Source organism: Bradyrhizobium glycinis, from assembly GCF_016031655.1.
Taxonomy (GTDB): domain Bacteria; phylum Pseudomonadota; class Alphaproteobacteria; order Rhizobiales; family Xanthobacteraceae; genus Bradyrhizobium; species Bradyrhizobium glycinis.
This window is the reverse complement of record NZ_JACCHQ010000022.1, coordinates 66,798-87,946: the sequence shown is the minus strand read 5'-3', so window position 1 is coordinate 87,946 and position 21,149 is coordinate 66,798. Positions and strand designations below refer to the sequence as shown.

The 21,149-nt window shown below is 65.4% G+C and carries 19 protein-coding genes; 11 read left to right on the top strand and 8 right to left on the bottom strand.

Going from position 1 to position 21,149, the window contains the following annotated elements:
• Positions 1-156 precede the first annotated feature (156 nt).
• On the bottom strand, positions 157-675 hold the full coding sequence (gene ldtR, locus HZZ16_RS26990; protein WP_025036696.1) for a transcriptional regulator LdtR: 519 nt from the start codon (positions 673-675) through the stop codon (positions 157-159).
• A 519-nt stretch (positions 676-1,194) separates the two neighbouring features.
• Entirely contained in the window at positions 1,195-1,698 is a 504-nt protein-coding gene (locus HZZ16_RS26985; protein WP_197952868.1) for a DUF6163 family protein, read from the bottom strand.
• A gap of 122 nt (positions 1,699-1,820) precedes the next feature.
• Here HZZ16_RS26985 and hemB point away from each other — a divergent pair, with 122 nt between their 5' ends.
• The 5 genes from hemB (at position 1,821) to HZZ16_RS26960 (ending at position 5,319) form a co-directional block, all read left to right on the top strand.
• On the top strand, positions 1,821-2,882 hold the full coding sequence (hemB, locus tag HZZ16_RS26980) for a porphobilinogen synthase (RefSeq protein ID WP_197952867.1): 1,062 nt from the start codon (positions 1,821-1,823) through the stop codon (positions 2,880-2,882).
• Between the two features lie 240 nt (positions 2,883-3,122).
• A complete protein-coding gene (locus tag HZZ16_RS26975) occupies positions 3,123-3,665 on the top strand; it encodes an RDD family protein (RefSeq protein WP_197952866.1) in 543 nt (180 codons plus the stop codon).
• 68 nt (positions 3,666-3,733) lie between these two features.
• Positions 3,734-4,510: an arginyltransferase gene (locus tag HZZ16_RS26970; protein WP_197952865.1), complete on the top strand. Its 777-nt coding sequence runs from the start codon at positions 3,734-3,736 to the stop codon at positions 4,508-4,510.
• Between the two features lie 190 nt (positions 4,511-4,700).
• Entirely contained in the window at positions 4,701-4,931 is a 231-nt protein-coding gene (locus HZZ16_RS26965) for an AbrB/MazE/SpoVT family DNA-binding domain-containing protein (protein WP_197952864.1), read from the top strand.
• Complete coding sequence (locus HZZ16_RS26960) at positions 4,921-5,319, top strand: PIN domain-containing protein (RefSeq protein ID WP_197952863.1); 399 nt, start codon at positions 4,921-4,923, stop codon at positions 5,317-5,319. The genes HZZ16_RS26965 and HZZ16_RS26960 overlap by 11 nt, the downstream gene beginning before the upstream one ends.
• Before the next feature lie 41 nt (positions 5,320-5,360).
• On the opposite strand, the gene HZZ16_RS26955 is transcribed toward HZZ16_RS26960, so the two are convergent.
• Positions 5,361-6,713 carry an Nramp family divalent metal transporter gene (locus HZZ16_RS26955; RefSeq protein ID WP_197952862.1) on the bottom strand — a complete coding sequence of 451 codons (1,353 nt, stop codon included), beginning with the start codon at positions 6,711-6,713 and terminating at the stop codon, positions 5,361-5,363.
• A gap of 171 nt (positions 6,714-6,884) precedes the next feature.
• Between HZZ16_RS26955 and HZZ16_RS26950 the strand changes: the two genes are divergently transcribed.
• A complete protein-coding gene (locus HZZ16_RS26950; protein ID WP_197952861.1) occupies positions 6,885-8,129 on the top strand; it encodes an MFS transporter in 1,245 nt (414 codons plus the stop codon).
• 113 nt (positions 8,130-8,242) lie between these two features.
• Here the strand turns inward: HZZ16_RS26950 and HZZ16_RS26945 are convergent, their stop codons facing one another.
• A complete protein-coding gene (locus tag HZZ16_RS26945; RefSeq protein ID WP_197952860.1) occupies positions 8,243-9,502 on the bottom strand; it encodes an adenylate/guanylate cyclase domain-containing protein in 1,260 nt (419 codons plus the stop codon).
• A gap of 178 nt (positions 9,503-9,680) precedes the next feature.
• Here HZZ16_RS26945 and HZZ16_RS26940 point away from each other — a divergent pair, with 178 nt between their 5' ends.
• The gene (locus HZZ16_RS26940; RefSeq protein ID WP_197952859.1) at positions 9,681-10,838 is read left to right on the top strand and encodes an MFS transporter; all 1,158 of its coding nucleotides are present in this window, start codon (positions 9,681-9,683) and stop codon (positions 10,836-10,838) included.
• A 31-nt stretch (positions 10,839-10,869) separates the two neighbouring features.
• On the top strand, positions 10,870-11,061 hold the full coding sequence (locus tag HZZ16_RS26935; RefSeq protein WP_197952858.1) for a hypothetical protein: 192 nt from the start codon (positions 10,870-10,872) through the stop codon (positions 11,059-11,061).
• Positions 11,062-11,069: 8 nt separating this feature from the next.
• On the opposite strand, the gene dmeF is transcribed toward HZZ16_RS26935, so the two are convergent.
• Complete coding sequence (dmeF, locus tag HZZ16_RS26930) at positions 11,070-12,032, bottom strand: CDF family Co(II)/Ni(II) efflux transporter DmeF (protein ID WP_197952857.1); 963 nt, start codon at positions 12,030-12,032, stop codon at positions 11,070-11,072.
• Positions 12,033-12,228: 196 nt separating this feature from the next.
• Here dmeF and HZZ16_RS26925 point away from each other — a divergent pair, with 196 nt between their 5' ends.
• The 3 genes from HZZ16_RS26925 (at position 12,229) to HZZ16_RS26915 (ending at position 14,791) form a co-directional block, all read left to right on the top strand.
• The gene (locus HZZ16_RS26925; protein ID WP_197952856.1) at positions 12,229-13,047 is read left to right on the top strand and encodes a chromate resistance protein ChrB domain-containing protein; all 819 of its coding nucleotides are present in this window, start codon (positions 12,229-12,231) and stop codon (positions 13,045-13,047) included.
• Positions 13,047-14,432 (top strand): chromate efflux transporter, encoded by a 1,386-nt coding sequence (gene chrA, locus HZZ16_RS26920; RefSeq protein WP_197952855.1) that lies wholly within the window; start codon positions 13,047-13,049, stop codon positions 14,430-14,432. Before HZZ16_RS26925 ends, chrA begins: the two co-directional genes overlap by 1 nt.
• Positions 14,433-14,524: 92 nt before the next feature.
• A complete protein-coding gene (locus tag HZZ16_RS26915; protein ID WP_197952854.1) occupies positions 14,525-14,791 on the top strand; it encodes a hypothetical protein in 267 nt (88 codons plus the stop codon).
• Positions 14,792-15,361: 570 nt separating this feature from the next.
• Here HZZ16_RS26915 and HZZ16_RS26910 read toward each other — a convergent pair.
• The 3 genes from HZZ16_RS26910 to parC all read right to left on the bottom strand — a co-directional run bounded on the left by HZZ16_RS26910 (position 15,362) and on the right by parC (position 21,115).
• Positions 15,362-16,906, bottom strand: a complete 1,545-nt coding sequence (locus tag HZZ16_RS26910) for a GMC family oxidoreductase (RefSeq protein ID WP_197952853.1) — start codon at positions 16,904-16,906, stop codon at positions 15,362-15,364.
• A gap of 4 nt (positions 16,907-16,910) precedes the next feature.
• Positions 16,911-18,461 (bottom strand): ABC transporter substrate-binding protein, encoded by a 1,551-nt coding sequence (locus HZZ16_RS26905; protein ID WP_197952852.1) that lies wholly within the window; start codon positions 18,459-18,461, stop codon positions 16,911-16,913.
• A gap of 395 nt (positions 18,462-18,856) precedes the next feature.
• Positions 18,857-21,115 (bottom strand): DNA topoisomerase IV subunit A, encoded by a 2,259-nt coding sequence (gene parC / locus HZZ16_RS26900; RefSeq protein ID WP_197952851.1) that lies wholly within the window; start codon positions 21,113-21,115, stop codon positions 18,857-18,859.
• Positions 21,116-21,149: the final 34 nt, after the last annotated feature.

Below are 21,149 nucleotides of genomic sequence, written 5' to 3'. Positions count from 1 at the left end.
TCCCGGCCGCCGGGGGATTTTTTCGCAGGTGCAAAAAACAACAACGCGCCGGTCCGGGACAACTCCGGGGCCGGCGCGCTTGGGGAAGTCAGGCACGTGCGGGAGGGCTGCCGGTCTTGTTGCGGGCCGGCTTGGCCCTGATCCCTCTAAGGAAACTCAGAGGCGATAGAGGATCTGGTCGGTCCAGAACCGCTCCAAACGGTGCAGCGACTTGTTGAGGGTCGCGAACTCGTCGCCGGAGATGCCGCCGACCTGCTCCACCGTCTTGACGTGCTTCTGGTAGAGCGCATCGACGATGCGGCGGACTTCCTGGCCCTGCGGGGTGAGGCGGATGCGCACCGAGCGGCGATCGACGCGCGAGCGCTGATGATCGAGGAAGCCGAGCTCGACGAGCTTCTTCAGATTGTAGGAGACGTTGGAGCCGAGATAGTAACCGCGCGTGCGCAATTCGCCCGCGGTCAGCTCCTTGTCGCCGATGTTGTAGAGCAAGAGCGCCTGGACCGAGTTGATGTCCGCACGGCCGCGGCGATCGAATTCGTCCTTGATCACGTCGAGGAGCCGGCGATGCAGCCGCTCCACCAGAGTCAAAGCTTCCAGATAGAGCGACTGCACCGAACCCTGCTGGCCGGAGACGCGCTCTGCGGTATCTGCCGCAGTTGCGACGGCTTTCATCATGACACTTCCCCTGTTGTCGTTTTTATCGACACTTATTCGACGAAACTTGTGTCCCGTCTGATAGGTGCAACTTAAGGGGCGCGTTTGAACATCGGCTTAAATAAGAGAATAAAGAGATCATGAATTTAAGACAGTGAATTGCGCATTAAGCCTGTGCCACAAGCACTTTTCGAAAGCCTCTGTTGACCTTTGCAAGGTCCTGTTCACCCTCCGTCCGCCCCCGTTGTCGCATTCCAGAACAGCCCCGCCCCGTTTCGAAACGCACGCGTAACGGCTGTGGCGGAACCGGCTGGTCAAGGAAAACTTACCGCGAATTTTAGGCAACCAGCGGTCAACCAAGCGCAACATTCTCGTGTCCCGGACAAGCGCCGCAAAGCGGCGCGCAGAGCCGGGACCCAGAAATCCGAGAGCGAGATTGCGGAGAGATGGGCCCCGGCTCTGCAACGCATCACGCCGCAAGTGCGGCGCGCTGCATTGCGTCCGGGGGCACGAGAGTGTTGTGGATCGCGACGTTGTCGCCTACGGCGGCCGCTCGCGCGCGGCCATCCAGGCGAGCGCGAGATAGGCGGCAAGCATGAAGACCTCGACGCCGACCACGACGAGGCTGCCGCCGTAGATTCCCGGGAACATCAGCTCGATCACGGCCATCGACACCACGGTCGTCAGCCACACCACCGCGCCCCATGGCGTTGCCAGCCAGAGGCCGACCGCGGCAACGAGCTCGATCACGGCGAAGTAGACAGTCGCGGCCTGCCACGCCATCGACTGGTTCTCGAACGCCTCGTCCTCGCCGCCGACGAAGCCCGTGACCTGCGCCCAGTGATAGAGGCCTTTCAGGATCGAGAGCAGCGCCATCACCCGCAGGAACAGCACCAGCCGGCGGGTCCAGACATTGTCGTCGGACTCCGAACGCTCCGAGGAGATCGCCGCCACCGAGAGGGCGCTCTCTCGGGCAGTGTCACGGGCAGCGTCCCTGGCACTGGCGCCGCCTTGGGCAGCATCGCGGGTGGAGATCTCGGACATGGCCCCTTCTGGCTGCTTCGGCCCGCAAAATCAATCGGCTGCCATCCTTTGCGACAGGTCAAGCCGCGGTGACGGGAACCGTGCGAGCTGGTATAAGAATAATTCCAGCCGGAGGAAGAGTGATGGCGATCAAATACGGACGTCCGATCGAATTGCGCGAAGTTTCGCGCCGGGACAGCACCGCGCTGCCGCATGCCCTCGATCTGACCGTCCGTCCGCGCCGCAACCGCAAGGCCGAGTGGGCCCGGCGCATGGTGCGCGAGAACGTCCTCACGACCGACGATCTGATCTGGCCGCTGTTCCTGATCGACGGCACCAACAAGCGCGAGCAGGTTGCCTCGATGCCCGGCGTCGACCGCCTCAGCATCGATGAGGCCGTGCGCGAGGCCGAGCGCGCCATGAAGCTGACGATCCCCTGCATCGCGCTGTTTCCCTACACCGATCCCTCCTTGCGCGACGAGGAAGGCACGGAAGCCACCAACCCGAACAACCTGGTCTGCCAGGCCGTGCGCGCGATCAAGAAGGAGTTTCCGGAGATCGGAATCCTCTGCGACGTCGCGCTCGATCCCTTCACCAGCCACGGCCATGACGGCCTGATCTCCGACGGCAAGATCCTCAACGACGAGACCGTCGCCGTGCTGGTGCGCCAGGCCTTGGTGCAGGCCGAAGCCGGCTGCGACATCATCGCGCCCTCGGACATGATGGACGGCCGCGTCGCCGCGATCCGTGAGGGGCTGGACCGCGCCGGCCTGCTCGACGTGCAGATCATGGCCTATGCGGCCAAATACGCCTCCGCCTTCTATGGCCCGTTCCGCGACGCCATCGGCTCGGCCAAGACGCTCACCGGCGACAAGCGCACCTACCAGATGGACAGCGCCAACACCGATGAGGCGCTGCGCGAGGTCGAGCTCGACATCGCCGAGGGCGCCGACATGGTGATGGTGAAGCCCGGCATGCCCTATCTCGACGTGGTCCGCCGCGTGAAGGATACGTTCGCGATGCCGACCTTCGCCTACCAGGTCTCCGGCGAGTACGCGATGATCGCCGCAGCCGCGAACAACGGCTGGCTCGACGGCGACCGTGCCATGATGGAAAGCCTGCTCGCCTTCAAGCGCGCCGGCGCCGACGGCGTGCTGAGCTATTTTGCGCCGAAGGCGGCGGAGAAGCTGCGGGCCCAGACGTAAGCTGTCGTAGGGTGGGCCAAGCGAAGCGGGCCCACCAATTCATCCATCGTGCAAGTCGGCGGGCAATGGTGGGCACGGCGTTACGCGCCTCTGCCCACCCTATAGACTACCCTACAGGCCTGCTCGAACCTTCGCCCCCGAATCGCCGGAATATTTCGGCTTGCTGCCGCCCGCGCGGCCTTGGCACGGGCATGGCCTGTTCCCATGTCCTGCGACGGGGCTTCGCTGGGAGAACGGACTATGTCGTACGACACGGGCAATTCAGGCGCCTGGCGCAATGACGGGGCCATGCAACCGCATGCCTACGATCCTGACCTGCATCCGGAGCTGTTCCGGGGCGTCGCGACGCGGCGGGTGTTCGCCTTCCTGATCGACATGGTCGTGATCTCGGTGCCGGTGATCCTCGGTTACATCTTCATCGCCTTGTTCGGCGTGGTCACCCTCGGCATCGGTTGGGCGCTGTTCTGGATCGCCTGGCCGGCCTCCGTGATCTGGGCCATCGTCTATTACGGCGCCAGCATCGGCGGTGCGTCCTCCGCCACGGTCGGCATGCGCCTGATGGACCTGGAGCTGCGCACCTGGTACGGCGCCCCCGGCTATTTCGTGCTCGGGGCCACCCATGCCGTGCTGTTCTGGGTGACGGTCTCGTTCCTGTCGCCGTTTGTGGTGCTGGTCGGCCTGTTCAACGGCCGCCGTCGCCTGCTGCACGATTTCGTGCTGGGAACGGTCGTGATCAACAATTCGGTTCGCATACCCGCACCGCAGGCGGCGCGGACGTGGTGAGCTAATCGATTGACCGGGGGCTTTTGGAGCGCGATGCTGATGCCTGTTTCGGAGGCCGACGACGTCCCTTGACCCAGCACTCGCGCGACACCCCCCAGTTTTACCTTACGGCGCCCTCCCCCTGCCCGTATTTGCCGGGCCGGCATGAGCGCAAGGTGTTCACGCATCTGGTCGGGGACCGCGCCGGTGACCTCAACGATCTGCTCACCCACGGCGGTTTCCGCCGCAGCCAGTCGATCGCCTACCGGCCGGCCTGCGACCAGTGCCGCGCCTGCGTCTCGGTCCGCGTCATCGCCAACGAGTTCCGGCCCTCGCGCAACTTCCGCAAGGTGATGGCTCGCAACGCCGACATCATCGGCGAGCAGCGCAGCGCGGTACCGACCTCCGAGCAATATTCCGTGTTCCGCGCCTACCTCGACGCCCGCCACCGCCACGGCGGCATGGCCGACATGACCGTGCTCGACTACGCCATGATGGTCGAGGACAGCCACGTCGAGACCCGCATCATCGAGTACCGCAAGCGCGGCCCCGACAGCGGCATCACCGGCCGCGGTGAGGAGCTGATCGCGGTGGCGCTCACCGACGTCCTCAGCGACGGCCTGTCGATGGTCTATTCGTTCTTCGATCCTGGCCAGGTCAGCCGCTCGATGGGCACCTTCATGATCCTCGACCACATCGCACGCGCCCGCCGGCAAGGGCTGCCTTACGTCTATCTCGGCTACTGGATCGAAGGCTCCAAGAAGATGGACTACAAGGCCCGCTTCCTGCCGCAGCAGCGCCTCGCACCGTCAGGCTGGCTGCGCGTGGATGCGCAGGGGGACGTGGCGTCCGAGCCGCAGGATTAGGGGACACTCTTGTTCGGGTCGTGCACTGGACGAAGACGCTTGCCGTCCATGCGCTTTGCCCCTGCTCGATATGAGCGGGCTGCTGGCGGCCACCCCGCAACAAACAATGCCGGACGGTTGCTGATATTGAGCTTGACATCCTCTGCGTTAGATATACACACTTAGCCATGTATATCTATCGGAGGCCCACATGCAGGTCGCGAAGTGGGGAAATAGCCTTGCAGTCCGCCTTCCCGCTACCGTCGTCGAAGCACTTCAGCTGAAGGAAGGCGATGAGATCGAAATCCACGTTGCTGGAGACCGGGAATTCGGCGTCGCCCGCAAACCGGACCGCGCCGAGTTGCTGAAGCGTATTCGTGCCCTTCGCGGCAGCCTTCCTGTCGATTTCAAGTTCGACAGAGAGGAAGCGAATGCCCGCTAACTTCTTCGACACCAACGTCCTCTTCTATCTCGTGTCGAGCGATGCGGCGAAGGCTGACCGAGCTGAGCAAGCACTTTCGGGCGGCGGCGTGATCAGCGTACAGGTGCTCAATGAGCTTGCCAATGTAATCCGTCGCAAGACGCAATTGTCCTGGCAGCAAACGCACAACTTCCTGGACTCGTTGCGGGGGCTCCTTACGATCTATCCTGTCACGCTGGATACCCATGACACCGGCCTTGGGCTTGCTGAGCGCTACGGGATGCAGACCTACGACGCGATGATCGCTGCCTCTGCACTCCACGCTGGATGCGAGACATTGCTGTCCGAAGACTTCCAGCATGGAATGGTTCTGAAGGAAGGTCTTCGAATCACCAATCCCTTCATGTGAAATGCGCTCCGCGGCCGAACTGTCCGCAGGAGCGATCTCCGTCACCCAAAAAATGTATCGGCCAGCAGCTTCAGATTCAGAATCACGATGACGCCGGCGACAATCCAGGCGACCGCGGCGACCGATGTCGGAATCGCGAACTGGCCCATCTTGCGACGGTCAGAGACGAAGCGGACCAGCGGGATCACCGCGAAAGGCAGCTGCATCGACAGCACCACCTGGCTGAACACGAGCAGATCCGCCGTGCCGCGCTCGCCATAAACAGCGGTGACGATGATCACGGGAATGATGGCGATGCCGCGGGTGAGCAGGCGACGCGCCCAGCTCGGCAGGCGCAGGTCGAGAAAGCCCTCCATCACGATCTGGCCGGCGAGCGTCGCCGTGACCGTCGAGTTCAGGCCCGAGGCGAGCAGCGCCACCGCGAACAGCGTCGAGGCGATGCCGAGACCGAGCAGCGGCGACAGGAGCTCGAAAGCCTGGCCGATCTCCGCGACATCCGCATGACCGGTCTTGTGGAAGGTCGCGGCGGCCACGACCAGGATCGCGGCGTTGATGAACAGCGCCAGCATCAGCGCGATCGTCGAGTCCGTCGTCGCCCATTTGATCGCTTCGCGCCGGCCGGTGTCGTTGCGCTCATAGGCGCGCGTCTGCACGATCGAGGAGTGCAGGTAGAGATTATGCGGCATCACGGTGGCGCCGATGATGCCGATCGCGATGTAGAGCATGTCCGAATTGGTGAAGATCTCGCTCTTGGGCACGAAGCCCCGCAAGACCTCCGCCACCGGCGGCGCCGCCGCCGCGATCTGCACCACGAAGCAGACGGCGATCACCGCCAGCAGCGCGATGACGAAAGCCTCCAGGAAGCGGAAACCGCGATTCATCAGCAGCAGCAGCAGGAAGGCGTCGAGCGCGGCGAGCAATGCGCCGCCGATCAGGGGAATGCCGAACAGCAGCTTCAGCGCGATTGCGGTGCCGATCACCTCGGCGAGATCGCAGGCGATGATGGCCGCCTCGCAGGCGAGCCAGAGCAGGAAGTTCACCGCGGGCGGATAGGAGGCGCGGCAGGCCTGGGCGAGATCGCGGTCGGTGACGATGCCGAGCCGCGCCGCCAGCGACTGGAGCAGGATCGCCATCAAGTTCGAGAGCAAGATGACGGAGAGCAGCGTGTAGCCGAACTTCGACCCGCCGGCGAGATCGGTCGCCCAATTGCCGGGGTCCATGTAGCCGACCGAGACGAGGTAGCCGGGTCCGACGAAGGCCAGCAGCCGCCGCCACCAGCGGCCCGCGGCGGGAATGGTGACTGTGGAATTAACCTCCGCGAGGCTCTTGGTGGTGGGCGCATCAGTGCGCCAGCCGGCGAGGTCGGGACTCATGTGGGGTGATCGGGCATCCATATCGGCAGAATACCCAACTTCATTCTTATTGCAACTCATTTGCAACTGCATCTAGCGGCAAGCGTTTCCGCCGCCGATCGTGGGGAAATCGCCTCTTGTCGGGAAGCGGGTGGGTTTGGTGGGCGTCGGGGGCGACCATTGGCGCAAATTCGCCTTAGCAGGATATGCGCCATGTCAATGTCCCCTCGCCTCCCGGACACCTTCAACCGCCTCGCCTGGTCGAATCTCGCGGCCCAGTCGGCCGAGCAGATTGCGCTCGCGGCAGCGCCCATCGTCGCGGTGCTGACGCTGGGGGTGGCCGAAGGGCAGACCGGCCTGCTGCAGACCGCGCTCACCCTGCCCTTCGTCCTGTTCGCCATCCCCGCCGGCGTGCTCGCCGACCGCATCTCGCGGCGCAGGCTGATGGCGAGCGCCGAGGCGCTGCGGGCGGCGGCGCTCGCTGCCATCGTACTGCTGCTCGCGCTGGGAGCCCTCAACTTGCCGCTGCTGGCCCTGCTCGGCTTCGCCGCGGTGTGCGGCACCGTCGTTTACAGCGTGGCAGCACCGGCGCTGGTGCCGTCGCTGGTGAGCTCCGACCTGTTGCCGGCGGCGAATGCGCGCATCGAGCTGGCGCGCACCATCGCCTTCGCCAGCGGCCCCGCACTCGGCGGTGCGCTGGTGGGGTGGTGGGGCGCGAGCCCGGCGTTCGGCTTTGCCGCGGCGCTCTCGGCCATCGCGGTCGTGCTGCTCTCCGGCATCTACGAGCCCGCGCGCGCGCCGGCGCCCCGGCGGCATCCGCTCCAGGAAATCCGCGAGGGCGCGGCCTTCGTGTTTCACCATCCGCTGCTGCGGCCGGTGTTCATCACCCAGTTCATCTTCAACACCGGCTGGTTCCTGCAGATCGCGGTGTTCGTTCCCTACGCCGTGCGCCATCTCGGCCTGAGCGCCGCCGGTGTCGGCACGGTGCTGACGATGTACGGCGTCGGCATGGTGATCGGCGCGCTGCTCGCCACGCGCGTGATGAAGCGGATCACCTTCGGCACCGTTGTGGGGCTCGGCCCCGTGACCGGTTTCGTCGCGGCCTTGGTGATGGCGCTGACGGTGCTGATCCCCTCGCCCTCGCTCGCGGGCTTGAGCTTCTTCCTGCTCGGCGTCGGCCCGATCCTGTGGGTGATCTCGACCACGACGCTGCGCCAGTCCGTGACGCCGCCGCGCCTGCTCGGCCGCGTCTCCGCCATCAACATCATGAGCTACGGCGCCCGTCCGCTCGGTTCAATGCTGGGTGCGATCGTCGGCGGCTTCTGGAGCGCGGAAGCGTGTCTTTATCTCGCCGCCGCCGTGTTCGGGGTGCAGGCGCTGGTGATCCTGCTCTCACCGGCGGTGGGACTGGACCGGCAGCCGGACATGGTGGGAGATGAGGTGGCGGCGCGGTGCTAGGCACACTGTCATTGCGAGCGTAGCGAGGCAATCCAGCATCCCTCCGCGGATAGACTGGATTGCTTCGTCGCAAGGGCTCCTCGCAATGACGGAGTATGCGGACGCAGCCTGCCCTAACCCGCCAGATAGCGCTCGTAGCTGCCCCTTACCGGCTCGCTCGCGTCGACCTCCGGATCCAGCGTATAGAGATCCTGGGCGCGGCCGATGCCGCGCAGCGCATAGCGGCCAGTGGAGACGAGATAGCGGCGGCCGGCGGCGTCGAGGCCCTTGTAGAATTCGGACGAGGCCAGGAGTTCGCGATCGACCGAGCGGCTCATCGCGGCGATGCGGCTGACCTCGTTGACGGTCGGGCCGACCACGGTGAAATCAAGCCGGTCCTCGCTGCCGATATTGCCGTAGAAGACTTCGCCGACATGCAGGCCGATATAGGCTGACGTGGTCGGACGGCCCTCCGCCGCCCTCCGCTCGTTCAGCGCGGCGACGTTCTTGCGGAACAGGTGCTCGGCGCGGAGCGCGGCCCGGCGCGCATCTGCCATGTCCTCACCCCAGAACATCGCGAGCACCCCGTCGCCGATCAGCTTCAGCACGTCGCCGCCGGCTTCGTGGATCGGATCGATCACGGCCTGCGCATAGTCGTTGAGGAATGGGATGATCTCGTCGGGACCGATGCTCTCACTGATGCCGGTCGAGCCGCGCAGGTCCGAATACCACAGCACGGCGTTGATGCGCTCGGTGACGCCGCGCGAGATGCGCCCGCGTAACACCTGCTCGGAGGCGTCGCGGCCAAGATAGACCCGGCCGAGCGTGCGCGCGATGTCGACCTGCTGCGCCGACTTGATCGCGAGCCCCAACACCGGAACGAGATCGCGCAGCGCTTCCAGCTCCAGTCCGGAGAAACCGCTCGCGCGGCGGGTGGTCCAACAGGAATAGAGGCAATCCATCAGACCGAGCGCGCCGTTCTCGCCGAAGCGGTGGACGAAGGCGAGATAGTGCTTGTGGCCCTTCTCGGCGAGCTCGCCGATCTGCGAGAAATCCATCGACGGCGCGTCGGCGAGATCGATCACCATCTCGTCGTGGCCATTCTCGAGCATGTGGAAGAACACCGAGCGGCGCCAGCTCTTGGCGGCATCGCCGTCTGCGGTCGAGCCGTATTCGAAGGCATCGCTCTCGTTGCTGGGACGATCGCTCCAGCGGAAGCCGCGGCCCTCATAGATCGGATGCAGCGTGTCGATGACGACCAGGCCACGCGACAGTTCCAGCCCCTCGGCGCAGCAGCGCTCGCAGAAGCCGCGGAGCAGTTCATTTTCGGGCAGGCCGGTAAGCCCCTGGCTGGTGATCCAGTTCATCAGGGAGAGGCGCGAGGTGACTTGCATACGCCATTATGGCGTGCATTCGTGACGGGCGAAAGGCGCAAGCCACGCGCAAGCCGAGCGCAAGGTTCCCCGTCCCGCGCAGGTCGAATATGCCGCAGTCGCGGTTGACGCACTCGCCGCGCGGGCGGCAAATGCTTGTGATGATGAAGTTGCCGGCCAGAATTGGAAGCGTGCGCAGATGAGCCAGCGCCAGCTTCCGGTCATCCTGGCGCTCGGCACCACGCAGACGCTGGCCTGGGCCTCCAGCTATTATTTGCCGGCGCTGCTCGCCGACCCCATGGGGCGCGATCTCGGCGTCTCCTCGAACTGGATCTTCGGCGCGTTCTCGGCCGCGCTGGTGATTTCCGCAATGCTAGGCCCGCGCATTGGACGCCAGATCGATCTCGTCGGCGGCCGTCAGGTACTGTCGGCGTCCAACCTGACCATTGCCGCCGGCCTCGTGCTCCTTGGTATCTCGCAGTCGGTGACGGTGATGTCGATCGCCTGGCTGGTGCTCGGCATCGGCATGGCGATGGGACTCTACGATGCCGCCTTCGCCGCCTTGGGACGCATCTACGGCACCGAGGCGCGCAGGCCGATCACCGGCATCACGCTGATGGCGGGCTTCGCCTCCACCGTGGGCTGGCCGCTCACCGCCTGGGGCCTGTCGCATATCGGCTGGCGCGAAACCTGTTTTGCGTGGGCCGCCGCCAACATCCTGATCGGCCTGCCGCTCAATCTCTTCATGCTGCCGGTCATCAAGGGCGCAAAGCAGGCGGCGGCCACGGCCGAGAAGCCGCATGTGCCGCTCGACCGCACCATGATCTTGCTTGCCTTCATCTTCGCGGCGGTCTGGACCGTCACCGGCGCGATGGCCGCGCATTTCCCGCGCATCCTGGAAACGACGGGGGCCACGCCGGCCGAGGCGATCGCGGCCGGCGCATTGATCGGCCCGGCGCAAGTCGGTGCGCGCATGCTCGAGGCCGGCTTCCTCAGCCGCTTCCATCCGCTGTGGTCGACGCGGCTCGCCAGCCTCACCCACCCGGTCGGCGCCGTGATCGTCGCGATCTTCGGCGGCGCTGCGGCGAGCGCGTTCGCGTTGTTCCACGGCTCCGGCAACGGCATTCTGACGATCGCCCGCGGCACGCTGCCGCTGTCGATCTTCGGCCCGAAGGATTTCGGCTATCGCCTCGGCATCATCGGCGCACCGGCACGGATGGCGCAGGCGGTGGCGCCGCTCGCCTTCGGCCTGCTCATCGACCTCATGGGCGCCAAGGTGCTGATCGTCTCATCCGCGCTCAGCCTTTCGGCGCTGGCAGCGCTGTTCCTGATCCGCGCCGGGCGGCGGCCGGATTGACCAGACCTGAGCTTTCGCGCACAAGCGGGCCATGAGCGACGACAACAGCCCGCCCCGCACGTTCAAAGGCCTCCTGCGCTGGGCGACCACGCCGCCGCAGGCCTGGGGCGTCTATCTGCTCGCGCTTCTCCTGGTCTGGCTGGTCTCGTTCTACGCCGGCACGCTGAAGCCGAAGAAGACGCCGGACGCAAGCCCGCCGACAGCAACCGCGCCGAAGAGCTGATCCTCACGTCAATGCGGACAGGTCTCGACCTCGACCGTGACATGGCTGAGGCCCTTCAGCCCCGCGAGCCGCCGCTTGTAGACGGCCGGCTGCTTCGGCTTGTCCGACACCACCGAGAGCAGCACGGCACAATGGCCGGGGCCGACCTGCCAGAGATGCAGGTCGGTCACGCGATCCTCGCCGACCTCCATGCGGGCGCGGATCACCCGCTCCAGCTTCTCGTCGGCGCGCACGTCGAGCAGCACCGCACCCGATGATTTGATCAGGCCGAATGCCCAGCTCGCGATCACGGCGCTGCCGATCAGGCCCACCGCCGGATCGGCCCAGACCCAGCCCGAATACATCGCGACGGCGAGCGCAGCGATCGCCAGCACCGAGGTTGCGGCATCCGTCATGACATGGACATAGGCCGCGCGAAGGTTGTTGTCGTCGTGATGGTGGCCGTGATGATCATGGTCGTGGTCGTGCTCGGCGTGGTCATCATGCGCATGGCCATGGCCGTGATGATGAGCGTGGTTGTCGCGCAGCAGCCACACGCTGGCGAGATTGACGCTCAAGCCGAGAGCAGCCACGGCCATGGCCTCGCCGTAGACGATCGGCACCGGATTGATCAGCCGCAGCACGCTCTCATAGGCGATCTCGACCGCGATCAGGCCGAGGATGATCGCGCTGGCGAAGGCGGCGAGATCGCCGAACTTGCCGGTGCCGAAGGTGAAATGCGCATTCCCCAGATGCCGCCGCGCGAAGCGATAGGCAAAGGCGGCAATGCCGAGCGCCGCCGCATGGGTGCCCATGTGCCAGCCGTCGGCTAGCAGCGCCATCGAACCGAACAGCGAGCCGGCAACGATCTCGCCGACCATCATGACCAGCGTCAGCACGACCACGAACCAGGTGCGGCGCTCGTTGTCGTCGTGCTTCTCGCCCAGAAAGGCGTGGTCATGGGTCCATTGTTCGATGGAATGGGAATGCATCGAATTCTCCCGAAGATTCAGGTCCGTTGGCCTCCAATATAGACGGCGGGCGCCAATTTTCTAAGGACCAATCGTCCTGCGGATTGACAGTGCTTCTTAGTTTCGCTGTAATCTGCGCCATGGGGATTTGAGCGATCTCCCCACGAGGCGACAGGCCCAAGCATCGCGTCCCGTTTAGTTCTTGCGAGGACGCATCATGTCTACATTCACGACCATCTCATCCGACAAAATGGCACGGCTGATCGGCACGGCGAACGCGCCTGTTCTGATCGACGTGCGCACCGAGCAGGATTTCGCCGCCGACCGGCGGCTGATTCCCGGCTCCATCAAGCTCAGCCACGACAACGTGGCGGACTGGGGCGGCGCCTTCGCCGGCCGCCGCGTCGTGGTCTCCTGCCTCCGCGGCGAGAAGCTCGCGCAAGGCACCGCGGCCTGGTTACGCCAGCTCGGCGCGCAGGCCGAAACGCTGGAGGGCGGCTTCGAGGGTTGGAAGGCGGCCAAGCTGCCGCTGGTCGACACCCGCAAGCTACCGCCGCGCGATGCCAAGGGGCGCACCGTCTGGGTGACGCGGGCGCGGCCGAAGGTCGACCGCATCGCCTGCCCGTGGCTGATCCGCCGCTTCGTCGATCCGGGGGCTGTGTTCCTCTATGTCGCGCCGTCCGAGGTGGTCGCCGTCGGCGAGCGGTTCGGCGCAGCGCCCTTCGACATCGAAAACGTGTTCTGGAGCCACCGCGGCGAGCTCTGCACCTTCGACGTGATGATCGAGGAGTTCGGCATCGCGACGCCGCCCCTGCTGCGCCTCGCGACGCTGGTGCGCGGCGCCGACACCGCGCGCCCCGAGCTCGCGCCGGAGGCGCCCGGCCTGCTCGCGGCCTCGCTCGGGCTATCGCGGATGTATGACGACGACCTCGAGCAGCTCGAAGCCGGAATGCTGCTCTATGATGCCTTCTACCGCTGGTGCCGCGACGCCACCACCGAGACCCACAACTGGCCGACCAACAAGGTGAAGGCGTAATGGACGTTCGCGCCGATCAAACGGAAGCTGATGCCGGTCACGGCATCAGCTTCAACGAAGCCTTCCGCGTCTGGCTCCGTGTCGCCTGCCTGAGCTTTGGCGGGCCCGCCGGCCAGATCGCGGTAATGCACCGCATCCTGGTCGAGGAGAAGAAGTGGATCTCCGAGGGCCGTTTCCTGCACGCGCTGAACTACTGCATGCTGCTGCCCGGACCCGAGGCGCAGCAGCTCGCGACCTATGTCGGCTGGCTGATGCATCGCACCGCCGGCGGGCTGATGGCGGGCGGGCTGTTCATCCTGCCCGGCATCATCGCCATCATGGGCCTCAGCTACATCTATGCCGCCTTCGGCAATGTCAGCTTCGTCGAGGCGCTGTTCTTCGGACTCAAGGCGGCCGTGCTCGCCATCGTCGTCGAGGCCGTGGTGCGCGTCGGCAAGCGCGCGCTGAAGAACGGCATCATGATCGCGCTCGCGGCCGCGGCCTTCGTCGCGATCTTCTTCTTCGCGGTGCCCTTTCCGGTCATCATCATCGCCGCCGGCATCATCGGCTATGCCGGCGCCCGAAGCGGCCGTCCCGAGTTTGCGCCGGCCGGTCACGGTCATGGCGGCAGCGGCGCCGCGATCGACAGCATGCTCGGCGAGGCCGTGCCCGATCACGTCCGGCCCAACACGGCGCGAGCGATCCGCGTCGGTGCATTGTGGCTGGCGCTTTGGCTGGTGCCGGTGATCGCGCTGCTGATGGCCTTCGGCCAGGCCAACGTATTTAGCCAGATCGCCTTGTTCTTCTCGAAGATGGCGCTGGTCACGTTCGGCGGCGCCTATGCGGTGCTGGCCTATGTCGCCCAGCAAGCGGTCGAGCATTATCATTGGCTCAAGCCGCATGAGATGCTCGACGGTCTCGGCATGGCCGAGACCACGCCGGGCCCGCTGATCATGGTGCTGCAATTCGTGGGCTTCATGGCGGCCTATCGCGAGCCGAGCGGCCTGTCGCCGATGCTCGCGGCCACGCTCGGCGGCCTGCTTGCGACCTGGGTCACCTTCACGCCCTGCTTCCTCTGGATCTTCGTCGGCGCGCCCTATATCGAGCGCCTGCGCGGGAACACGGGCCTCGCCGGCGCGCTCAGCGCGATCACTGCCGCGGTCGTCGGCGTGATCCTCAACCTCTCGATCTGGTTCGCGCTCCACACCCTGTTCCGCGAGACCGTGCCGGTGCATGCGTTTCCGCTGAACTTCGACATGCCGGTGCTGAGAAGCGTCGACGTCCCTGCGCTGGTGCTGGCGATCGCGGCGGCCACCGCGATCTTCCGGTTAAAGCTCGGCATGCTGACGGTGCTCGCGGGCAGCTGCGCGGCGGGCGTGGCGCTGCGGCTGGCAGGGGTGATCTGATGCCAGGGATGTGACTTATCGTGAGGCCAGGATGTGTTGGAACGCTGCGGCTGAACGCCAACTAGGGAGGCGGGGCGTTTGGAGAAACAGCGATGCGTTTCATTCTGGCCTTGAGTTTTCTGATCACCTTGGGCGGCGTTGCCGAGGCCGCACAGGTGCGTCATGCGCACCGGCGGCCCGCGATTGTTCATTCCAATCCAGGCATGATCCCGTCAGGTCCCATTTCGGGTTTCGCCTACGCGCCTCCGCAGCACGGGGCCGAGGGTTACTCCGGAGCCACCGAGCCGTATTTTGGCGCCTCTCAAGGTTACGCGCCCGGCGAAAAGGAGCGGTTTCTCCGCAGCTTGTTCAGTCCATAAGAGTTGGTGCCACCCAGGGCCGGCCGTTGACGCGGCCGATGCGTGGGAAAGCTGCTGAGTTGAACCCGCAGCTTCCCCTTCTTAAAGTTACATGGCGGGGATGTCGTTACCGTCGGGTTGGATCGTTGGACCCGCCGGGACGGATTGTCTGAGGGCCGCCGCCCTGGCCGGTGCCCGCGCCACTTCCACTGCTGCTACCCGCGCTGGACGCCGAACCAGCGCCGGCAGTACCGGCCCCTGTTCCACCCGCCGCGCCGGTCGTTCCGCCATCCGAGCCGCCGCTGGTTCCACCAGCTCCGGCGCTTGTGCCCGCACCTGTGCCGCCCGCTCCACCTGCGCCTCCCGCGCCTCCTCCTGCCTGCGCATGGGCGAACCCGATCGACGCGCCAGCAAGCAACGCACACAGGGCTACTGAGAAGATTGTCTTTCGCATTGTTGAAACTCCGATTGACGATGACATGCCAATCGAAGCCGCGCGCAAACGTTCCTGACGATATTCGTTGGAGGTTTTCGACATTCGTAGGAACGATGTCGCGCAACGTTGAATTGATTCCAGTTGCTGGCTCGCTTCTACCGCATCATCATCCGCGCGATCGCTTCCCCGATCACCACCGTCGTGAAGTGCGTGTTGGCGCGGCAATCGGACGGCATGATCGAGGCGTCGGCGACGCGCAGGCCGCTGATCCCTTTCACGGTGCCGTCGGGGTTGACCACGCCATCGGGGTCGTTCACGCCGCTCATACGGCAGCTGCCGGCGGCGTGCTGGATGTCGCCGGTCTCGCGGCGCAGCACCGCGTCGAGCTCGTGATCTGGCAGGCTGGCGGCCTGCGGCAATGTCAAATCCGTGTCAGCGAGCCGGATCCAGTCGGCGATGCCTGACAGCGCCGGCTGCGAGGTTATGACCGCGAGGCGCTTCACCGCATCCATCATACGCAGCATGTCGCGCGGATCGGCCAGCATGTTCTCCTCGACGATCGGATCGATTGCAGGATCGGTCGAGGCCAGCTTGAGCGTTCCGCGCGAATAGGCGTTGAACAACCCCGCGCCGATCGCCCCGGGGTTACCGATGCCGCGGTGATTGAAGGCGATCAGGATCATGTCGCGCTTGCCGCCATTGGCGAGGCCCGAGGAATAGGTCACGCAGCAATTGGTGTGGCGCGTATCGGGATCGGTGGGACGAAGCTCGTCCCGGAGCTGGATCGTGGCGCGAAACAGCGGGTGGTCGAAGAAGTGGCGGCCGACCGGCAGATCGCGCGCGACCGCGATCCCCATCGCCTTCAACTCCTCGGCCGGCCCGATGCCCGAGCGCAGCAGGATCGCCGGACTGTGGATCGCGCCGGCGCACAGCACGATCTGGCGCGCGCTGATCTCGTGGGTGCCCTGCCCCTGGATATGGACGCAGACGCCGGTCGCCCGTCCGTCGCTGATCAGCACGCGATCGACCAGAGCATGCCCGCGGATCTCCAGGTTGGCTCGCCCGCGCGCGGGCTCGAGATAACCCTCGTTGGTGGTGATGCGGCGCAAGTTACGGCTATTGATGGGGTAACAGGCAACGCCCTCGCCGTCCGGACTATTGACGTCGGCGCACCAGGGATAGCCGCTCGTCAACGCCGCATCGCGCAAGCCCCGATCGATGGGGCCCCACTTTTCCAGAGGCGCGCGGTAGACCGGCAGCGGCCCGCCGCGGCCGTGACCCTCGACATCGCCGAATTCCAGATCGTCCTCGATCACCGAGAACAGCGGCATCACCTCTTTCGCCGACCAGCCGGTGCAGCCATTGGCCGCCCATTCGTCGAAGGCATCGGCAACGCCGCGGATCGCGATCTGGCCGTTCATCATCGACGAGCCGCCGAGCCCCTTGCCCCGCCAGTAGAAGCGCGGCTCCTGCCCCGCCACGCGGCGCGTCAGAAGATCGGGCCATTGCCATTTCTCCTGATACTCGCGCTTGTGGATGATCGGGATCGGATTCGGTGTCCTCACCTCCCAGGGCGCCTCATCGGCGCGCCAGTCGCGGCCCGCCTCTAACAGCAGCGCGCGCCGTGCGGGATCTTCGGAGAGCCTTGCGGCCACGGCGGCGCCGGCGGAGCCGCCGCCGACAACAATGACATCGTACATCGCGCTACTTCTCAACGTTCCAGAACACCGGGATGGCAGACGGTATCAGACCGCGCAAAGTCGCGCGATAGGCGGCGGGCTGCGCGAATTGGCCCCACGGAATTGCGGGCGCCTGATCGTACATCACGCTCTGAATCTCGCCCGCGATCTTCTTCCGGTCCGCCTCGGCCGGCGCCTTGGCGAAGGCTTCCATCAGAGGGGTGATGCGCGCATCGCATTGCCAGCCGGTGAAGTCGGCACAGTTGAAAGCGACCATGACATTGGTCAGCGGCGAGCCCAGGTCAAAGCCGCCGGCGTGAACGCCATAGACGCTCCAGCCCTCCCTCTTGGCGCGGCGCGCCAGCACGCTCGCCCAGTCCATCACCTGCAGATCGACATTGAAGCCGGCCGCCTTCAGCCGCTCGGCGAGCACCTGCGCCGAAACGCGCGGGGCTTCGAGGTCGTTGGCCTGCATCACGACGACGGGCTCGCCGGCATATTTGGTCGCCTTCAGCGCAGCCTTCGCCGCTTCGATCGAGGGCTTGGCCGCCGCTTCCGTGCCGGCCTTGCTCTCGTATGTGGTGCCGCAGGTGAAGTAGGTCGCGCAAGGAGTGGCGTACTTGGCGTCGAGCCCGAGCGCATCCAGCACTTCGCGCTGGTCGACCAGCTTCCACAGCACGCGGCGGATTTCTGGATCATCGAACGGCTTCGAGGCCGCGTTGAGACGATAGGCGCCGGCGAACATGTTGCCGCCGGTGAAGTTGACGAGCTTGACGCGCGTATTCTTCTCCAGCTGCGGCAACAGATCGAACGGCGCGTACTGCATGAAGTCGACTTCGCCGGCCTGCAGTGCAGAGGCGGCGGTCGCACCATCGGGAATGACGCGAATCTCGAGCGTGTCGACATTGACGCGCTTGCCGCCGGCCAGGAAGTCCGCGGGCTCGGGGCGCGGCACATAGTCGCCGAACTTCTTCAGGATCATGCGGTCGCCGGTGCGGTGGTCGGCCTTGCTGTAGACGAACGGTCCGGAGCCGACGATCTCGGTGATGCGCTGGTCGCCCGGCGTCTTCGCGATGCGCTCGGGCATCATGAAGGCGACGGGGCTGACGGGATTGCCGAGTGCGTCGATGACGAGGCCGGACGGCTCCTTCAGCGTCAGCACGAAGGTTTTCGCATCGGCCGGCTCGAGCGAAGCCGTGATCGCGAAAATGCGGCGGCCGAGCGCGCTGCGCGTGCCCCAGCGGCGCAGCGACGCCACGCAATCGGCTGATGTGACCGGCTGGCCGTCATGCCATTTGAGGCCGTCGCGCAGCGTGAACGTATAGGTCAGCCCGTCAGGCGAGACCTTCCAGTCCTGCACCATTTGCGGCTTGATGTCGCCCTTGGCATCCTTCGCAAACAGCGTGTCGAACACCATGTAGCCGAACGTGCGCGAAATATAGGCCGTGGAGAAGTGCGGATCGAGCGTGACGATCTCCGCCTCGAGCACCGCGACGAAATTGCCCGCCGCATGCGCGGGCGCCGCCACCAGCGCAAGACCGAACAGCGCGGGAATAAAAGCCTTCAGTTTGAACATTGGGGTGTTTTCGCCTTTTGACCAGCCGTTTGCAGTCGCCAGGAAAAAGCAATGTTCGTGCCCGCACGTATGCGCTCGTGGCTAGCTGCCGCGCGTTTGCGGGATGCACACACTTTGAGTTGGAGAGCGAGGCTATCGCAGCTGGTCATTGCCAGCGCAGCGAAGCAACCCAGGGTCTTTCCGCGGTGGCATTCTGGAGTGCTTTGCTGCGCTCGTAATGACGATGGGGAAGCAGATGTGCCCCACACACGCTCTCATGCCCCGGACGCAGCGCAGCGTCAATTCGACGGTGCGCTGCTGAGCCGGGGCCTATATCTTAGAGTGGTCCGTGTAGCATGGGTCCCGGCTCTGCGCAGCAGCGTTGCACGCTGCAGCGCGTCCGGGACAAAAGAGCCCTACCCGATCACCCGACCGAACTTGTTCGATTTCGGGAAACCCTTCGGCGGCAGGCGACCGGCATCGGCGCGGGTGCCCTGCCACTCGGCGAGCTCTTTCATGGTCGCGGAGAATTCGCGTCCTGCGGAGTCTTTCCAGGTCAGGCCCGCCTTGGCGTCGAAGACCGCAACGTCGGACAGGCCGCCGTCCTTGTATTTCTGCAGGCGCACGCCGCGGCCGCGCGCCATTTCCGGCACCTGGTCGAGCGGGAAGACCAGCATCTTGCGGTTCTCGCCGATGACGGCGACGGTGTCGCCCGTCACCTCGGTGATCGCGCGCGCCTCGTTCGGCATCTCGACGTTGAGGACCTGCTTGCCCTTCTTCGTGGTGCCGACGCAATCGTCCTCGTTGACCACAAAACCCTGGCCCTCGTGGCTGGCGACCAGGAATTTGCGTCCGCCCTTGTTGACGAACAGCGCGACCGGCGCGGCCTCCTGCTCGAGGTCGATGAACAGTCGGATCGGCTCGCCATGGCCGCGGCCGCCCGGCAGCTTCGCAACGTCGAGCGAGTAGAACTTGCCGTTGGTGGCGAACAGCAGCAGCTTCGAGGTCGTCTCGGCAAAAAAGGCAAAACCGAGCTTGTCGTCCTGCTTGAAGGAAAGGCCCGAGAGATCCTCGACATGCCCCTTCATGGTGCGGATCCAGCCCTTGTCGGAGACGACCACCGTCACCGGCTCGCGCTCGACGAATGCCTCCTCGATCGCGGCGAGGTCGTGCTCGGGCGCATCCGCAAAGGTGGTGCGGCGCTTGCCGAGCGGCGTCTTCGGTCCGAACATGTCGCGGACCTTGCCGACCTGCTCGCCGACCTTCTTCCACTGCTCAGGCTCGGAGGCGAGCACCGCATTGATGCCCTTGAGCTCGGCGCGGAGGTTCTTGTCCTCGGTGCGGATCTCCATCTCTTCGAGCTTCCGCAAGGAGCGCAGGCGCATGTTGAGAATGGCTTCCGCCTGTACCTCGGTAAGCTTGAACGCCTTCATCAGCTCGGGCTTCGGCTCGTCCTCGGTGCGGATGATCCTGATCACTTTGTCGATGTTCAGATAGGCGATCAGGAAGCCGCCGAGCACTTCCAGCCGGTGTTCGATCTGCGCCTTGCGGTAGTTGCTGCGGCGGATCAGCACGTCGCGCAAATGGTCGAGCCATTCGCGCAAGGCTTCGGCCAGGCCGACCACCTTGGGGATGCGGCCCTTGACCAGCACGTTGAGGTTCAGCGGAATCTTGTTTTCGAGCTCGGTCAGCCGGAACAGCGATTCCATCATCAGCGCGGGATCGACGTTCTTCGACTTCGGCTCGATCACGATGCGGACGTCTTCGGCCGACTCGTCCCTGATGTCGCCGACCAGCGGCAGCTTCTTCTGGTCCAGCAGCTCGGCGACCTTCTCGATCAGGCGCGACTTCTGCACCAGGAACGGAATTTCGGTGACGACGACGACCCAGGTGCCGCGGGCGCCCTCCTCCTGCGTCCACCGTGCCCGGACGCGGAACGAGCCGCGGCCGTTGGTGTAGGCTTCCGCAATCGCCTGCTTGGAATCGACGATGATGCCGCCGGTCGGGAAATCCGGACCCTTCACCCACTTCAAGAGCGCCTTCGATTTTGCGTCGGGCTTCTCGATCAGGTGCAGCGCGGCATCGCAGAGCTCGGCGGCGTTGTGCGGCGGGATCGAGGTCGCCATGCCGACCGCGATGCCCTGCGCGCCGTTGGCGAGCAGGTTCGGGAAGCCGCCCGGCAGCACGATGGGCTCTTTCGACTGGCCGTCGTAATTGGCGCGGAATTCGACCCCGTCCTCGTCGATGCCCTCGAGCAGAAGCCGCGCGACGTCGGTCATGCGCGCTTCGGTGTAGCGGTAGGCGGCGGGGTTATCGCCGTCGATATTGCCGAAATTGCCCTGGCCGTCGACCAGCGGATAGCGCGAGGAGAAATCCTGCGCGAGGCGGACCATGGCGTCGTAGATAGCCTGGTCGCCGTGCGGATGGAACGAGCCCATCACGTCGCCGACGATCTTGGCAGACTTCTTGAAGGCCGTGCCAGGGTCGAGCCGGAGCAGGCGCATGCCGTAGAGGATGCGCCGGTGCACCGGCTTCAGGCCGTCGCGCGCGTCCGGCAGCGCACGGTGCATGATGGTGGAGAGGGCATAAGCGAGATAGCGCTCTTCCAGTGCCTCACGCAGCGGCACCTCGTGGATTTCAGCCGGTTCTTCCGGCGGAACGATTCGTTTTCCCATGCCGCCCGGTTAAACCGTGGAAGCGAATCGGGCA

Bases quoted from the DNA above. Each gene is read 5' to 3' on its own strand.
- HZZ16_RS26955 (WP_197952862.1), bottom strand. From the start codon at position 6,713: ATGGATGCCCGATCACCCCACATGAGTCCCGACCTCGCCGGCTGGCGC.
- dmeF (WP_197952857.1), bottom strand. From the start codon at position 12,032: ATGCATTCCCATTCCATCGAACAATGGACCCATGACCACGCCTTTCTG.
- HZZ16_RS26960 (WP_197952863.1), top strand. From the start codon at position 4,921: ATGCCCGCTAACTTCTTCGACACCAACGTCCTCTTCTATCTCGTGTCG.
- HZZ16_RS26915 (WP_197952854.1), top strand. From the start codon at position 14,525: ATGCGTTTCATTCTGGCCTTGAGTTTTCTGATCACCTTGGGCGGCGTT.
- HZZ16_RS26985 (WP_197952868.1), bottom strand. From the start codon at position 1,698: ATGTCCGAGATCTCCACCCGCGATGCTGCCCAAGGCGGCGCCAGTGCC.
- HZZ16_RS26935 (WP_197952858.1), top strand. From the start codon at position 10,870: ATGAGCGACGACAACAGCCCGCCCCGCACGTTCAAAGGCCTCCTGCGC.
- HZZ16_RS26940 (WP_197952859.1), top strand. From the start codon at position 9,681: ATGAGCCAGCGCCAGCTTCCGGTCATCCTGGCGCTCGGCACCACGCAG.
- HZZ16_RS26950 (WP_197952861.1), top strand. From the start codon at position 6,885: ATGTCAATGTCCCCTCGCCTCCCGGACACCTTCAACCGCCTCGCCTGG.
- HZZ16_RS26975 (WP_197952866.1), top strand. From the start codon at position 3,123: ATGTCGTACGACACGGGCAATTCAGGCGCCTGGCGCAATGACGGGGCC.
- HZZ16_RS26965 (WP_197952864.1), top strand. From the start codon at position 4,701: ATGCAGGTCGCGAAGTGGGGAAATAGCCTTGCAGTCCGCCTTCCCGCT.
- HZZ16_RS26905 (WP_197952852.1), bottom strand. From the start codon at position 18,461: ATGTTCAAACTGAAGGCTTTTATTCCCGCGCTGTTCGGTCTTGCGCTG.
- parC (WP_197952851.1), bottom strand. From the start codon at position 21,115: ATGGGAAAACGAATCGTTCCGCCGGAAGAACCGGCTGAAATCCACGAG.
- HZZ16_RS26945 (WP_197952860.1), bottom strand. From the start codon at position 9,502: ATGCAAGTCACCTCGCGCCTCTCCCTGATGAACTGGATCACCAGCCAG.
- chrA (WP_197952855.1), top strand. From the start codon at position 13,047: ATGGACGTTCGCGCCGATCAAACGGAAGCTGATGCCGGTCACGGCATC.
- ldtR (WP_025036696.1), bottom strand. From the start codon at position 675: ATGATGAAAGCCGTCGCAACTGCGGCAGATACCGCAGAGCGCGTCTCC.
- HZZ16_RS26910 (WP_197952853.1), bottom strand. From the start codon at position 16,906: ATGTACGATGTCATTGTTGTCGGCGGCGGCTCCGCCGGCGCCGCCGTG.
- HZZ16_RS26925 (WP_197952856.1), top strand. From the start codon at position 12,229: ATGTCTACATTCACGACCATCTCATCCGACAAAATGGCACGGCTGATC.
- hemB (WP_197952867.1), top strand. From the start codon at position 1,821: ATGGCGATCAAATACGGACGTCCGATCGAATTGCGCGAAGTTTCGCGC.